Source organism: Lacticaseibacillus casei DSM 20011 = JCM 1134 = ATCC 393, from assembly GCF_000829055.1.
In the GTDB taxonomy this organism is placed as follows: Bacteria; Bacillota; Bacilli; order Lactobacillales; family Lactobacillaceae; genus Lacticaseibacillus; species Lacticaseibacillus casei.
Genome location: NZ_AP012544.1, coordinates 1,208,175 through 1,222,433, shown reverse-complemented (window position 1 = coordinate 1,222,433; position 14,259 = coordinate 1,208,175). Strand labels below are relative to the sequence as shown.

11 protein-coding genes and 1 pseudogene are annotated in these 14,259 nt (G+C 48.5%); all 12 read right to left on the bottom strand.

The genetic code is table 11. The features are described from left to right. Window positions 1–49: 49 nt before the first annotated feature. Window positions 50–553, bottom strand: a pseudogene (locus LBCZ_RS06145) (SepM family pheromone-processing serine protease); the annotation flags it as partial. Then, window positions 531–1,034 (bottom strand): pantetheine-phosphate adenylyltransferase, encoded by a 504-nt coding sequence (gene coaD, locus LBCZ_RS06140; protein WP_039638970.1) that lies wholly within the window; start codon window positions 1,032–1,034, stop codon window positions 531–533. The pseudogene LBCZ_RS06145 and the gene coaD, both read right to left, overlap by 23 nt. After that, window positions 1,027–1,590 carry a 16S rRNA (guanine(966)-N(2))-methyltransferase RsmD gene (rsmD, locus tag LBCZ_RS06135; protein WP_025012966.1) on the bottom strand — a complete coding sequence of 188 codons (564 nt, stop codon included), beginning with the start codon at window positions 1,588–1,590 and terminating at the stop codon, window positions 1,027–1,029. The genes coaD and rsmD overlap by 8 nt, the downstream gene beginning before the upstream one ends. After that, window positions 1,577–1,924: a YlbG family protein gene (locus LBCZ_RS06130; RefSeq protein WP_025012967.1), complete on the bottom strand. Its 348-nt coding sequence runs from the start codon at window positions 1,922–1,924 to the stop codon at window positions 1,577–1,579. Before LBCZ_RS06130 ends, rsmD begins: the two co-directional genes overlap by 14 nt. A 17-nt stretch (window positions 1,925–1,941) precedes the next feature. Then, complete coding sequence (locus LBCZ_RS06125; RefSeq protein WP_039638968.1) at window positions 1,942–5,379, bottom strand: pyruvate carboxylase; 3,438 nt, start codon at window positions 5,377–5,379, stop codon at window positions 1,942–1,944. Then, a complete protein-coding gene (locus LBCZ_RS06120) occupies window positions 5,372–6,544 on the bottom strand; it encodes an FtsW/RodA/SpoVE family cell cycle protein (RefSeq protein ID WP_025012968.1) in 1,173 nt (390 codons plus the stop codon). Before LBCZ_RS06120 ends, LBCZ_RS06125 begins: the two co-directional genes overlap by 8 nt. Before the next feature lie 289 nt (window positions 6,545–6,833). Continuing rightward, window positions 6,834–8,678: a translational GTPase TypA gene (gene typA / locus LBCZ_RS06115; protein WP_010488589.1), complete on the bottom strand. Its 1,845-nt coding sequence runs from the start codon at window positions 8,676–8,678 to the stop codon at window positions 6,834–6,836. Between the two features lie 268 nt (window positions 8,679–8,946). Then, complete coding sequence (locus tag LBCZ_RS06110) at window positions 8,947–9,726, bottom strand: inositol monophosphatase family protein (RefSeq protein WP_025012969.1); 780 nt, start codon at window positions 9,724–9,726, stop codon at window positions 8,947–8,949. Window positions 9,727–9,728: 2 nt separating this feature from the next. Then, window positions 9,729–10,010, bottom strand: a complete 282-nt coding sequence (locus LBCZ_RS06105) for a UPF0223 family protein (RefSeq protein WP_010488593.1) — start codon at window positions 10,008–10,010, stop codon at window positions 9,729–9,731. Beyond that, a complete protein-coding gene (locus tag LBCZ_RS06100; protein ID WP_025012970.1) occupies window positions 10,000–10,893 on the bottom strand; it encodes a lactate dehydrogenase in 894 nt (297 codons plus the stop codon). Before LBCZ_RS06100 ends, LBCZ_RS06105 begins: the two co-directional genes overlap by 11 nt. Before the next feature lie 305 nt (window positions 10,894–11,198). Beyond that, window positions 11,199–12,602 carry a dihydrolipoyl dehydrogenase gene (lpdA, locus tag LBCZ_RS06095; RefSeq protein WP_025012971.1) on the bottom strand — a complete coding sequence of 468 codons (1,404 nt, stop codon included), beginning with the start codon at window positions 12,600–12,602 and terminating at the stop codon, window positions 11,199–11,201. Between the two features lie 2 nt (window positions 12,603–12,604). Then, window positions 12,605–14,245: a dihydrolipoyllysine-residue acetyltransferase gene (locus tag LBCZ_RS06090; RefSeq protein WP_025012972.1), complete on the bottom strand. Its 1,641-nt coding sequence runs from the start codon at window positions 14,243–14,245 to the stop codon at window positions 12,605–12,607. Window positions 14,246–14,259: the final 14 nt, after the last annotated feature.

Sequence of the window (14,259 nt, the reverse complement as noted above, 5' to 3'; positions counted from 1 at the left end):
TGTTCTGGGATTGTCCTCAACGACTGGCTAACTTGTTCTTGCAATTTACGTTTAATTTAGTAATGGTGTCACCGAGAGCCAATTTTCCCTTGAAAGGCGACTGCGGCAAAATCGACATCACATAAATGCCGCGATGGTGGATCTGATACGGTTTCTTGGCAGCTTTGAACGCTGCTGCAACCGCATTATTGGCAGCACTTTTCATATAATAGGCCTGCAATTGATCGTATTCGGCGCTACTGTCATTGCCCATTAAATCTTGCTTGGAGACAATATCGGTGTGGGCCTGCGTTTTGCTAAACAGTAATAACGCGGGTGAGGCGGGACCGACCACGCCCACCGTCGTTAACATGTAACTTCCCTTGGCATTGTCTTTACTGCCGGTGACCTTAACATAAGGCTTCAACGACTCCGCCGAGCCCGGTACTTCCAGATAATAGTTGGTCGGGAAGAAAAGAAGCGCCGCTAGCACGATAACGCCAACCAAAATACCAATGAGCCACCGCCAGCGTTTTTTCTGTTTTAACCGATTAGTTGGCTTGATGAGGCTCACCTAGTTTCTTGTATAAGGCTTTTTCAACTGGCGCCGGCACAAACCGATGAATGTCGCCACCAAACGCCGCGACTTCCTTGATAATCGTACTGGACAATGCATCGTACTGCTTATCCGCGAGCAAAAAGACCGTTTCAATCTGACTGTCCAAGTCATGATTAACCGTGGCAATATCAGCCTCATAGCCGAAGTCCGCAACGTTGCGAATGCCCCGAATAATAAACTGGGCACCAATTGATTTGGCAAATTCAACCGTCAAACGCCTAGGTGCCGCTACTGCTTTGACATTTGGCAAGTCGGCAGTACTGGCCGCGATCAATGCCAATTTTTCATCACTTGAGAAAAGTGCCTTCTTGCTGGTATTCGTCATCGCCGCTACGACCACTTCATCAAACAAGCGACTAGCCCGCAAAACGGTATCCAAATGACCATTCGTAAACGGATCAAAGCTGCCAGGAAATACTGCGATTTTTTTAGTCATGATCTTCCTCGTTTCGCTCTAAAATCAAAACCTGCGCCACGCCATAAGTCTGGTGCCGCAGTTTGGTATATCCGGGAATGACCTCAGGATAAACGACATCCAGTCCGGTTTCAACCAAGACCCGGCCTCTGGGTACCAAGAGATCACCACTGACAAACGCAGCTAACTGGGCGATCACATGTTGTTGCGCATAAGGCGGATCCATCAAAATGAGATCAAACGATTGCTCAGCAGCAAAATGGTCGATTGCTTTGGCCACGGGCATCTTCAAGATCGTAAAACTTTCTGAATGTTTGGTCAGTGCAACATTGGCCTTGATCGTTTTGATCGCCGCGTATTGACGATCCACTAAAACGGCGTCGTGCATCCCGCGTGACACCGCTTCGATTCCCAGTGCCCCGGTGCCTGCATATAAATCAAGGGCATGACCGCCATCAAAATATGGTCCGAGCATATTAAACATGGATTCTTTAACTTTATCGGCTGTCGGTCGCGTCTGGTTACCCGGAACCGCGTTCAGCCGCAAGCCGCGAAAGGCCCCGCTAATGACTCGCATGATGATCCCCTTTTGGCTTGTCAATTGTCATCCGGTCGCGCCGCCGCTGTTTTGCTTTGGTTTCCAGATCTTCTTCTGTCGGTTTGAATTTACCGATATCGCTGCCGAACTCGGTTTTTAATTCCGGACGATGCGACGGTTCGACACGTTTGACAAACCGCAACTTACTTAATTTATTGCTTGCTGCCGTAATTTCGTCGCGATCCATATACAAATAAACATATTTCATGCGCCGCGAAACATACATAATGGTGCCGTAACGCCGCAGCGTCTTAAGTTGCTTAAGTGAATACACCCAAACAACTAGGCCCTGCCGCTGTTTCATTGAAAACATGCTTTCACCTTCTAAACTCACTGCTTGGCGGCACCGGGCTGAAGCTTGGCCAACAGTTCCTGACTTTTAATTAACGCGCCTGCCTCAACATACAAGTGGGTGACGGTGCCGGCAAACGGCGCGTGGACGGTTGTTTCCATTTTCATGGCTTCGATGACAAACAGAGCATCGCCTTTTGCAACCTGCTGCCCTTGTTTGATTGCGACTGAAACAATTTTGCCGGCCATTGGTGCGCCGATTTGGTTCTTGTCAGTCGGTTCTGCCAACTGATGCTGCAATCCGGCACTCTTTTGGTGGGCATCGCGAATCTGGATCTCCTGTTTCTGCCCGTCAACCGTGAAATAAAGCGTCTTCATGCCACTGGCATCCGCCGTCCCGATCGCATTTAACTGAATAATCAGCGTTTTACCAGCCTTGATTGGCACCGAAACGGTTTCGCCAATCCGCATGCCCTGGAAATAAGAAGGCGAGTCAAGTTTGGTGACCGGTCCGATCTGCTTCTGCTTGCGAACAAAGGCCTTGAAAACATCCGGATATAAAATGGCGCTTAAAACTTCTTCAGTGCTTGGTTCAGCCACGCCCGCCGCAATCAAGTCCTGCCGAACAGCGGCGAAATCGACCGGCTTAGCCAGTTGGCCCGGTCTGACAGTCAGCGGTTTTTGCCCTTTGAGGATTTTTTTCTGTAAATCTTTAGGAAAACCGCCAACCGGTTGACCTAAATCGCCTTTGAAAAAGGCAACCACGGATGCCGGAAAATCATATTGTTCACCATGGTCCTTGACCATTTCCGGTGTCAAGTGATTCTGCAGCATAAACAGCGCCATGTCACCGACCACTTTTGACGACGGGGTTACCTTAATGATATCGCAGAACAAAGTGTTGACTTGCGCATACATGGCTTTAACGGCTTCGAAGTCTGTAATGCCCATACTGCGGGCCTGCTGTTGCAAATTGCTGTACTGGCCACCTGGCATCTGAACAGTGTAAATATCGGTTAGCGGCCCGGTCACGCCGTTGCCAAAGTCGGCATAGTAAGGCCGGATTGCCTGAAAATAACGATCCAACGACTGGGCTTTTTCAATCGCCACTTCAGGCTGACGCTGATCGCCACTCAAAGCGTAGTAGAGACTTTCCAGACTTGGCTGACTGGTTGTCCCCGAAAAGCTACTTTGAGCGACATCGACAATGTCAACCCCAGCGTGCGTGGCTGCCAAGTAAGTAGCAATGCCGTTGCCGGTTGTATCGTGGGTATGCAAATGAATCGGTACCGAAACAGCATCCTTTAACGCGCCGATCAAGACTGAGGCCGCTTGTGGTTTAAGCAGTCCCGCCATATCTTTAATGGCAATCATATCCGCACCAGCATCAACAAGTTGCTTGGCCAGCGCCACATAATAAGCCAATTGATATTTTGGATGGGCATCGCTTAAAATATCGCCAGTGTAACACATCGTTGCTTCCGCAAGCTTACCGGTTTGTTTGACCGTATCAATACTCAGCGTCATTTGCGGCAGCCAGTTCAGACTGTCAAATATTCGAAAAACATCGACACCGTCATCGGCAGCCTGTTGAATGAAAGCTTTAATCACATTGTCAGGATAATTCTGATACCCAACTGCATTACTGCCACGAAACAGCATCTGTAACAACGTATGCGGTAATGCTGCGCGCAGTTTTTTCAATCGGACCCACGGATCTTCATTCAAGAACCGGTACGCCACATCAAACGTCGCACCACCCCATACTTCCGTCGAAAACAGATTAGGCAAGCCGTTGCCCATATCCTTGGCAACCGTCAGCATATCGCGAGTCCGCATGCGGGTAGCAAATAAACTCTGGTGGGCATCACGAAAAGTCGTATCCGTCAGCAACAGCGATTTGTGGTCTTTTACCCAATCAGTAACGCCATTTGCACCCTTGTCTTTAAGCAGTGCCACTAAATCAGTCTGCGGCTTGGTTGTTGGAAAATGGCTATCGTATTGTAGCTCAGGATAATACTTTTGCGTTTGGCGCTCAACGCCTTTAAACCCGTTGATCGTCACATCGCCGATATACCATAACAGCCGGGAAGCCAGATCCGGTTTGGCTTGCACCTGCAACAATTCAGGATGGGCGTCAATGAATGCTGTCTCTGCCTCACCTGTCCGGAAGGTTTTAGTAGCCAATAGATGCTCTAAGAAAGCGACGTTGGTTTTAACACCGGTAATTTGAAATTCGTGTAAGGCACGCTGCATTTTGGCCACTGCTGCCGGAAAATTTGGTGCATGAACGCTGGCTTTTACCAACAAAGAGTCAAAATAAGGGCTGACGACGGCGCCCGCATAAGCATTGCCGACATCCAGCCGAATACCAAAACCACCCGGAGAACGATAAGTATTGATGGTTCCGGTATCTGGCATGAAGTTGTTTTCCGGATCTTCGGTCGTAATCCGGCACTGAATCGCAGCGCCATTTTCACGCAGCCCATCTTGCTGCGGCAGGTGCAGATCGGCAAACAAATCCGCTCCGGCAGCAATCCGCAATTGCGACTGAACAATATCGACACCTGTGATGAGTTCCGTAATTGTATGTTCCACCTGAACGCGGGGATTAACTTCAATAAAGTAATACTGTTCGCCGTCAACCAGAAATTCTACAGTCCCGGCGTTTTCATAATGCAGACTTGCCATCAAGTCCACGGCACTTTGGCAGATCTTCGCACGCAAAGCAACCGGCAAAGCAACTGCCGGTGCAATTTCAACGACTTTTTGCTGGCGGCGCTGGACGGAGCAGTCACGTTCAAAAAGATGCAAAAGATGTCCGTGCTCATCGCCTAACACCTGAACTTCAACGTGCTTAGCCGAAGCGATGTACTTTTCGACGTACATGCGATCATCGCCCAAACTAGCCTTGGCTTCATTAACCGCATTTTGATACACTGCTTCCAGCTCAGCCTCGGAGTGAACGATGCGCATCCCCTTACCGCCACCACCGCTGGCTGCTTTAAGCATCACCGGGAAACCGTGTGTTGCGGTAAAATCCTGAATCTCGCTGAAATCACGCGTTGGCTCCGGTGTTCCCGGGATCGTTGCCAACCCGGCTTTGTGTGCTGCTTCTTTCGCTGCCACTTTATCGCCGAACACATCAAGCAACTCTGAGCGCGGACCGACAAACGTCAATCCTGCAGCCCGAACTTTACGGGCAAACGTTGCGTTTTCAGAAAGCAGCCCGTAACCCGGATGAATCGCATCCGCTCCGCTTTGTTTGGCAATGCGAATGATATCATCCATATCCAGATAAGCGGCAATGGGTGCCTTACCTGCGCCTACTTGGTAACTTTCTTGAGCTTTGAACCGGTGAATCGACAAGGCATCTTCTTTGGCAAAAATGCCAACGGTCTTGAGGCCCAACTCCTCACAGGCACGGAAAATCCGAATGGCGATTTCGCCACGATTCGCGACTAAAACTTTATGCATGCATTTTCTCTACCTTTCGTTGCGTACGTTCGCTATGATAACTGATATTGAGCATAATCCCGACTGCCATCGACAAAACAATCATACTTGACCCGCCATAACTAATAAACGGCAGCGTGACCCCGGTAACAGGTAACACACCGGCGACGGCACCGACATTGAAAACCGTTTGGACAAACATCATCGTCGCAATGCCGTAAGCAATCAGAGTGTTATACGTATTTTTGGAACGAATGCCAATCAGATAAAACCGCATCACCAGGAAAAACAGTAAGCCCAGTACGACCACTGTGCCGACTAAGCCCAGTTCTTCGGCAATGACAGCCAAAATGAAATCAGTATAAGGCTCAGGTAGATACCCCAGTTTTTGACTGCTCATCCCCAACCCGACGCCAAACAAGCCGCCATGATTAATGGCATAAAGCGAATTAACCACCTGATTACCGGCCGCGTTTGCCTTTTTAAAAGGATGAATCGCGGCAACCAACCGCTGATAAGCATAATTATGTTCCAGACCCGGGAAGTGATAATGCGAGACAATGTAATAACCCAAGACCCCTGTCGCAATCAGCGCAACCAGCCAAAGTAAGCCATAGCGCATTGGAATCCCGCTAGACATCACCACCACCAGCGTGATCAAAAAGAGAATGGCGAAACCGCCAGTATCCGGTTCGACGAAAACCAGCAACATCATCATGCCGGCAATAAATAGCGGCTGCCACATCTGACGCAAGCGAAAATTTTCCTGCCGAAAGCTATCTTCGCGCGACGTCAACATATGTGCCAGATAAAAAATCAAAATCATTTTGGCAAATTCAGACGGTTGCAGGCGAAAACTGCCGATGGAGATCCATGCGGCGGCCCCGTTAACCGCCCGTCCGTGTATGATTAGGTACACCAACATGACAAACAAACCCGACATCAAGACAAACAGCACCCAGCGATTACGCAAGATCTTAAGGGCCATATTGTCAAAGAAGAACACGGTTCCGATCCCGAGCACCACAAAAACAATTTGTTGCAATAAGTATTTAGTTTCTGTGGCACCATATTGCCGCTGCACCCAATAAGCGCTAGCGGAATAGACCATCACGATCCCGATGGCACACAGAATCAGATAGGGTACCAAAATGAAGTAATCCACATGGCGTAATTTTTTTCTCAAGAAAAACGCGGCCTTTCAAGCAATGATTGGATTTATTATAGCATACCGACTTCAACCGCCAAGCCGCTTTCAAAACAGTTATCGCTAAGTTTAACTTGTTTTAACTTGATTTTATGCATACCAAGTGTGAGAATCGGCAGCTGTTTTTTCTGAATTAGTGCAACAGGACGGTTCGAAAACAGCCAGTTTGTCGGCTTCGCTGCAGGCAATTACCATTTTTTCACTGCACTACTCGCCTATTTATGCCAAAGAAAAAACCGCCAAAATCGGCGGTTTTCAGAAAAATAGACTATTTGGATGCAGCAATCTTCTTACGCTTGGCTGCCTTTTGACGTTCGCCTGTGTTCAGGATCTTCTTACGCAAGCGAATGTTCTTTGGCGTTACTTCGCAGTATTCATCATCATTCAAGAATTCAATGGATTCTTCAAGCGTCATTTTCTTTGGCGTCTTAATCGCAGCTGCGTGGTCTTTCCCGGCAGCACGTGTATTGGTCAGGTTCTTCCCCTTGGTGACATTGACAGCAATGTCATTTTCGCGGGAGTTTTGGCCAACAATCATGCCTTCATAAACTTCGGTTCCGGCATTGATGAACAATTGCCCACGATCTTCAACCGACTGCAAGCTATAAGTGGTAGCAGTACCGGCGTTGATCGAAACCAAAGCGCCTTGAGTACGACCAGGTTCCCAGTTCTTGATAACCGGCGCATACTTTTCGAAGGTGTGGTTCATGATCCCGTAACCGCCAGTGGAAGATAGAAATTCAGTCGAGTAGCCGATTAAGCCACGAGAAGGTGCCAGGAAAGTGAGGCGAGTTTGCCCGTTGCCTTCATTTTCCATGTTCTGCATTTCGCCTTTACGTTGGCTCATCGCATCGATAACCGTACCGGTATATTGTTCCGGCGTATCGATTTGCACGTTTTCAAACGGTTCCATCATCACGCCATCGATATCACGATAGATAACTTCTGGACGGCCGAGTTGCAGCTCGAAACCTTCACGCCGCATTTCTTCAACCAAAATGGACAGATGCAGTTCCCCACGACCAGAAACCATCCAGGCACCGGCCTGATCGGTATCGTCAACACGTAACGAAACATCAGTCTGCAGCTGGGATTTCAAACGTTCTTCCAATTTACGCGCGGTGACATTTTTACCTTCGCGACCAGCAAACGGGCTATCATTGGCCACAAACATCATTTGCAGCGTCGGTTCGTCAATCCGCAAAATCGGTAACGCTTCCGGTGTGTCGGCAGCCGTTACGGTTTCACCGACAAAAATGTCATCCATCCCAGAAACGGCAATCAAATCTCCGGCTTTGGCAGAATTGATTTCAGTCCGGGTTAACCCGAAGAAACCAAATAATTTCGTCACGCGGAAGTTCTTTTGTGAACCATCCAATTTCATAACGGTAACATTGTCGCCAATTTTAATTTTGCCGCGGAAAATCCGGCCAATACCGATTCGGCCGACATAATCGTTATAATCCAGCATGGCCACCTGGAATTGCAACGGTTCGTCACTATTATCGATTGGTGCAGGAATCGTTTTGATAATAGTATCAAAAAGTGGATTCATCGTGTGCTTCTGAGTTGATAAGTCGGAATCCATGCTGGAAGTCCCGTTAACGGCGGAAGCATAGACCACAGGAAATTCCAACTGCGCATCATCGGCACCTAATTCGATGAACAATTCAAGTACTTCGTCCACGACTTCTTCTGGACGAGCACCCGGACGGTCAACCTTGTTGATAACTACAATTGGCGTCAAATGCTGTTCAAGCGCCTTCTTCAAAACAAAGCGCGTTTGCGGCATCGGGCCCTCAAAGGCGTCGACAACCAGCAAAACCCCGTCAACCATCTTCATAACCCGTTCTACTTCACCGCCAAAGTCGGCATGTCCCGGGGTATCAAGAATGTTGATCGTTGTATCGCCATACTTCACCGCCGTGTTTTTACTCAGGATGGTGATACCACGTTCCTTTTCAATGGCGTTGGTATCCATCGCCCGATCTTGTAATTGAATGTGTTGATCAAGTGTATCCGATTGTTTAAGCATCTCGTTAACCAAAGTTGTCTTACCATGGTCAACGTGGGCAATGATCGCAATATTGCGAATATCGTCACGTGTTTTCACGTTTCTACTTCCTTTCTGCTGGCACTACAGGCCGCTTACCACATTAAAAAAGTGCCAGCAACTGACACAGTTATACGATTTTGAATTATAACACACTCTACCCAATCTGTCTGGATTTTCTGAAAAGTGAATTGCTTCACGCAGCCATTTTAGCTGAATTTTCGTAAAAGAACCGCTGTTAGGCTAATAAATAGACGAAAAACCGGCGTCTCGAACAGTCGCCGGTCATCGTTGCTCGTTTGTGAGCGCTACTTATTGTGCCTTGAAATCACTCGCCAGCCATCATTGTAAGAATCGTGCGATGCGCTTGCGGTGTGGCAGCCACAACGACGCCTGGTTGACGCAGATCAATCGGTGAACCATCTTCGCGACTGAATTGAACACCCAGACCCTTTGTAATCGCCATGCCGGCCGCCACATCCCAAGGCTGCAAATATGAAACGTAGCCAAGTTGTCGGCCTAACGCGATTTCGATAAACTCCATGCCAGCACTGCCGCTCATTCTCGGCCCGGAACTTGCCAACGCAATATCACCTAAATGTAGCCGATTCTTGATCGTCATTGGACCGGTCACACCCAACAACCCGTCTTTCAGTTGCAAATCCGGTAATTTTGTCAATGTTCGTCCCGCAAACGTAACAGGTATTTCCGGTCCGCCACTCAGCACCTCATTACGCATGACGTCCATAATTGCCCCGACAACCGGTTGTCCGTCACGATAAACACCAATCATGATCGCGAAATGAGCCTGCTGTTTGACAAAATTCATCGTACCGTCAATCGGATCGACAAAAAAGACCAATCCGTTGAGATCCGTATCATCATGGGCATGGCCTTCCTCGCCGATAATCCGTGCTGTCGGATACTCGGCTTTGATGTGATCAATTAGAAATTGCTGGTTAGCTTTATCGACATTGGTGACCAAATCATTGCGATTACTTTTACGCGCGACATCTAATGGTTTCGCCATTTCCGCTAAAATTTGCTTCCGACTTTCCGCAAACCAGCTGATCAGGGTTTGCCGTAGTTTTTCTGGATCTTGCGTCATACTTAACTCACCTTCACCTTAATCTTTTGGCTCACACCTTGACGCGCCATCTGTACAACAGTATACATGGAATAGCCGGACAGTGCTTCAAACTCCCGATCCAGTTGACGTTCAGTGCCCTTATCCGGTACCACCTGTTTGAATCCACGGTAGGCTGCCAACAGGTTATCCCGATCGACGCCATGCTCATACGCATCTTCAACGAGTGCAAAGAAAGTCGTCACTTTAATTTTTTCGTCAGTTGTCCAGTCAAGGTCTAGTGGATAGCTGTAATTAGGTTTCATTTTTATCTGCTCCTTGTTCGATTGCTTCGATTTCGGCTTGAACAGCTTGAATTGCTGTGCTCAAAGCCGCCTCTTCATCGTCAGACCCCGCAACTGTCGCCAGTGTGACCACGCCACGTTCGTCCAACAAAATCGGTGAGCTGTCGACTTGTCCGGTTTCATCGTCAGAATCTCGCAGATGTGCGAATGTACCAATGAGCTTTTCACCGGCAAACGCAGCTAGAATCGGTTCGACGAGTCGACCCACCAAAACGGTCAAAGCGCTTGCCAAAAAGGTCTGGACAGCCGAAGCCGCTTCGGTAAAAACGGCTTGGTCATCATTTAGCAATCGCAATATTGGCGTTGCCCCGACATAGGCTCGGCTCCAGATCAATACCGGTGATTGACTGGTACCAACGACATAAGCCGTTACTTGTTTGGCCGGAACAGCCAGTCGATCCGCTAAGAATTGTTCAAAGCGCCACGTCGCACCGAGAGTCCCTAATCCAACAACCTGCCGTTTATTCAGCCCGGAGAATCGCTGGGCAAAATAAGTGAAGCGTTCATCATGCGTCATCGCCACGACAACCCGGCCCGTAAAGCCTGCTGCCATCGCTGAATTCAGAACCTTGCGAATTGAGGCAATGTTGGTTGCCACAAAATTTTCACCAGCCGGCGTTCCGGTATCAGTTAGAATCAACACATCCGCCGATTTGAGAACTTTCGGGGTTACCTTGATAAACGTATTGTGGCAAATTTGACTCAGTGCCGTCAAACCGGCAACATCCACCAATGCCGCATCCGGCTCGTAGCAACCAATTTCCAGATCAAGTGGTGACGCAATTAACGTTTGCAAAAGTGCTTGTGTACTACAACTGACTCCGTGAACGACGACTCTTTGCATGAAACCCCTTCCCCTCAGTTGCGTTACCTATATTCTAGCGGAAGCGCAATCTTAAGACAAAATTAAAAAGGGCTTTAGGTGCAATTGTTAACTAACTGAAATATTAACGCCTTCTCATATGAAAATACCGTTGTTATCTTCTGTCTGGTGGTCATAAATTGCCCTGAATTTTCAAAGTTAGCAAGATTAGTCTTTTAAAAAGTGTGCACAAAAAAAGACACTGGTGAAAATCCAGTGTCTGCTTAGTGATCCTAGAAATTGTGACCCGAAACTAAAACTAATTCTGACAATGACCGATCCAGTTGCTAAATATTGATTGGTAAGCCTAATGCAACTTCGGCATCGTCCATGATCGTTTCGCTTAAGGTCGGATGCGGGTGAATGGTCAGCGCCAAATCCTCGACGTTCAGACCGCCTTCGACAGCCACAGTCAGCTCGGAAATCAAATCACTGGCGCCAGCGCCGGCTACCTGACCACCAATAACCGTGCCGTCTTCATTGGTGACAAGACGGACAAAGCCTTCTGTTTGGGCCAAGCTTAAGGCTCGGCCGTTAGCAGCAAATGGAAACTTGCTTGCCTTGGCTTTGATACCCTTGGCTTTGGCTTCTGCAGGCGTCATGCCAGTCGTGGCAAGCTCAGGATCTGTGAAACAAACAGCTGGCATTGCTTTATAGTCAACCGCACTCGCTTTGCCGCTGATCGCTTCAGCAGCTACCTTACCTTCGTAGCTGGCCTTATGGGCTAACGCTGCGCCCGGAACAACATCGCCAATGGCGTAGATGTTTGGTTTGTTAGTGCGGCCTTGCGCATCAACCTTGATCAAACCGCGATCAGTCGTTTCAATGCCGACAATGTCCAGTCCTAAATCATCCGTATTTGGCCGACGTCCGACAGTGACCATGACATAGTCAGCGGCCAGCGTCTGTTCTTTGCCATCAGCGGTATAAGTGACCTTGACACCGTTACCGGTATCTTCAGCTTCTTTGGCCATCGCATTCGTGATAACCGTGACACCGCGCTTCTTAAAGGAGTTCAATACCAACTGAACCATATCCTTTTCAAAGTTCGGCAGAATCGAACTGGTCCCTTCAAGGATCGTGACATGTGCACCTAAGTTTGCATAAGCGCTTGCCAATTCAGAACCGATGTAGCCACCGCCAATAACAACGAATTCTTTAGGAACTTCAGGCAGGTTCAAGCCGCCTGTCGAATCAAGAATTCGTTTGCCAAATTTGAAGCCCTTAATTTCAATCGGCCGACTACCGGTTGCAATAATCAGGTTTTTGAAGGTGTACGTTTGGGCAGAATCCTTTTGCATGACCCGTAAACTATGGTCATCTTTTAAGAAAGCAGTACCCATGATTGAATCAATCTTGTGCTTCTTGAACAACATTGAAACACCGCTGGTTAAGGTGTGAACAACCTTATTTTGCTTCCAGTCCTGGGTCTTTTTGAAGTCAAGATCCGCACCCTTAGCGTTAATGCCGAACGTGCTGGCGTCCAAAGCATCTTGATAACGATGCCCAGCATTAATCAACGCCTTTGATGGAATACAGCCAACATTCAAACAAACACCGCCAATGAAAGTACTTTCGATCACGGTGACTTTTTGGCCCATTTCAGCAGCCCGAATGGCGGCAACATAGCCGCCGGGGCCGGAGCCAATCACAACAGTATCCAAATCGATTGCAAAATCGCCTACAACCATACTTATCCCTCCATCAACAGCAGATCAGGATCTGCCAACAATTTGTCCATCAGATTCAATGCTGTTTGCGCCAGCGCACCATCAATTAGGCGGTGATCATAACTCAAACTCAGCTTCAGCAGATTACCGGCAACAATTTCGTTATCGGCATTGACGTATGGCTCCTTGGCAATTTTACCAACACCAAGAATCGCGACTTCTGGCTGATTAATAACCGGTGTGAACCAGCCGCCGCCAATTGATCCGACATTACTGATGGTCATGGAACCGCCACGCATTTCATCTGGCTTCAATTTGCTGTCATAGGCCTTCTGCGCATTGTCACTGATCTCTTTGGTAATTTCAAACATACTCTTCGCATCGGCGTTCTTGATAACCGGCACGTACAAGCCATGATCCGTGTTGGTTGCAATCCCGATGTTGAAGTAATGCTTGTAGACAATTTCATCAGTGGTGTCGTCAATAGACGCATTAAATTCCGGGTATTCCCGCAAAACGGTGACCAATGCCTTGACGATGTATGGCAAGAAGGTCAGCTTGATGCCTTTATCAGCCGCATACTGCTTGTACTTCTTGCGATGAGCCATCAACTTGGAAACTTCGACTTCATCAAAGCTCGTGACATGCGGGCTCCGCTGCTTAGATGACAGCATTGCCTTCGCAATTGCCTTACGAGTTGGGGTCATCTTTTCACGTGTTTCAAGTTCGGCTTCACTGCCACTCGAAACATATGGTGTAATCGCTTGTGATTTCGGTGCTGCTGGTGCCGCCTGAGCCGGAGCAGACTTAGCTGCTTCTGGCGCTGGTTGTGCCGGAGCTGCGGTCGTAGTTGAAGCGCCTGCCTTAAATGCATCAACGTCAGCTTTGGTAATGCGGCCATGCTTGCCGGTTGCAGGCACTTGCGAAATATCAATACCTTGCTCACGCGCATATTGCCGAACAGACGGCATTGCCAAAATTTCGCGATTTGGATCTGTTATGGCTGGTACGGCACCTGCTGCTGGGCTTGTTGCGGAAGCACTCTCTGCCCCAGCAGCACTTGTTGCCGGTGTGGCTGCCGGTTCACCGGCAACTGGCGTATCGTTATGGCCCGGAGCATCAATATCAACCAAGGCGTCGCCAACAGATGCCGTTTCCCCTTCAGGAACCAGAATCTTGACAACTGTTCCGGTAACTGGAGATGGAATTTCTTCGACACTCTTGTCACTCTGAACTTCAAGAAGGGTATCATCTTCCTTGATTTCATCACCAGGCTTAACGTCCCACTTGACGATTTCGCCTTCTGCCAAGCCTTCGCCTAATTCCGGAAGCTTAAACTGATACACCGACTTAGCGGCGGTCGGCGCAGGTGCAGCCGGTCCAGCGGTAGAAGCTGCCGGTGCTGCTGACTGGGCAGGCGCACCTGAACCATCATCAATTTCAACCAATAAATCACCGACTGAAGCTGTTTCGCCTTCCGGTACCAAAATCTTTAAAATTTTCCCGGATACTGGCGACGGAATTTCTTCGACACTTTTATCACTCTGAACTTCAAGAAGGGTGTCATCCTCCTTGATTTCATCACCAGGTTTAACGTCCCACTTGACGATTTCACCTTCTGCCAAACCTTCGCCAAGTTCTGGCAGTTTGAATTCAAAAGCCATGTTGGCACCTCTTC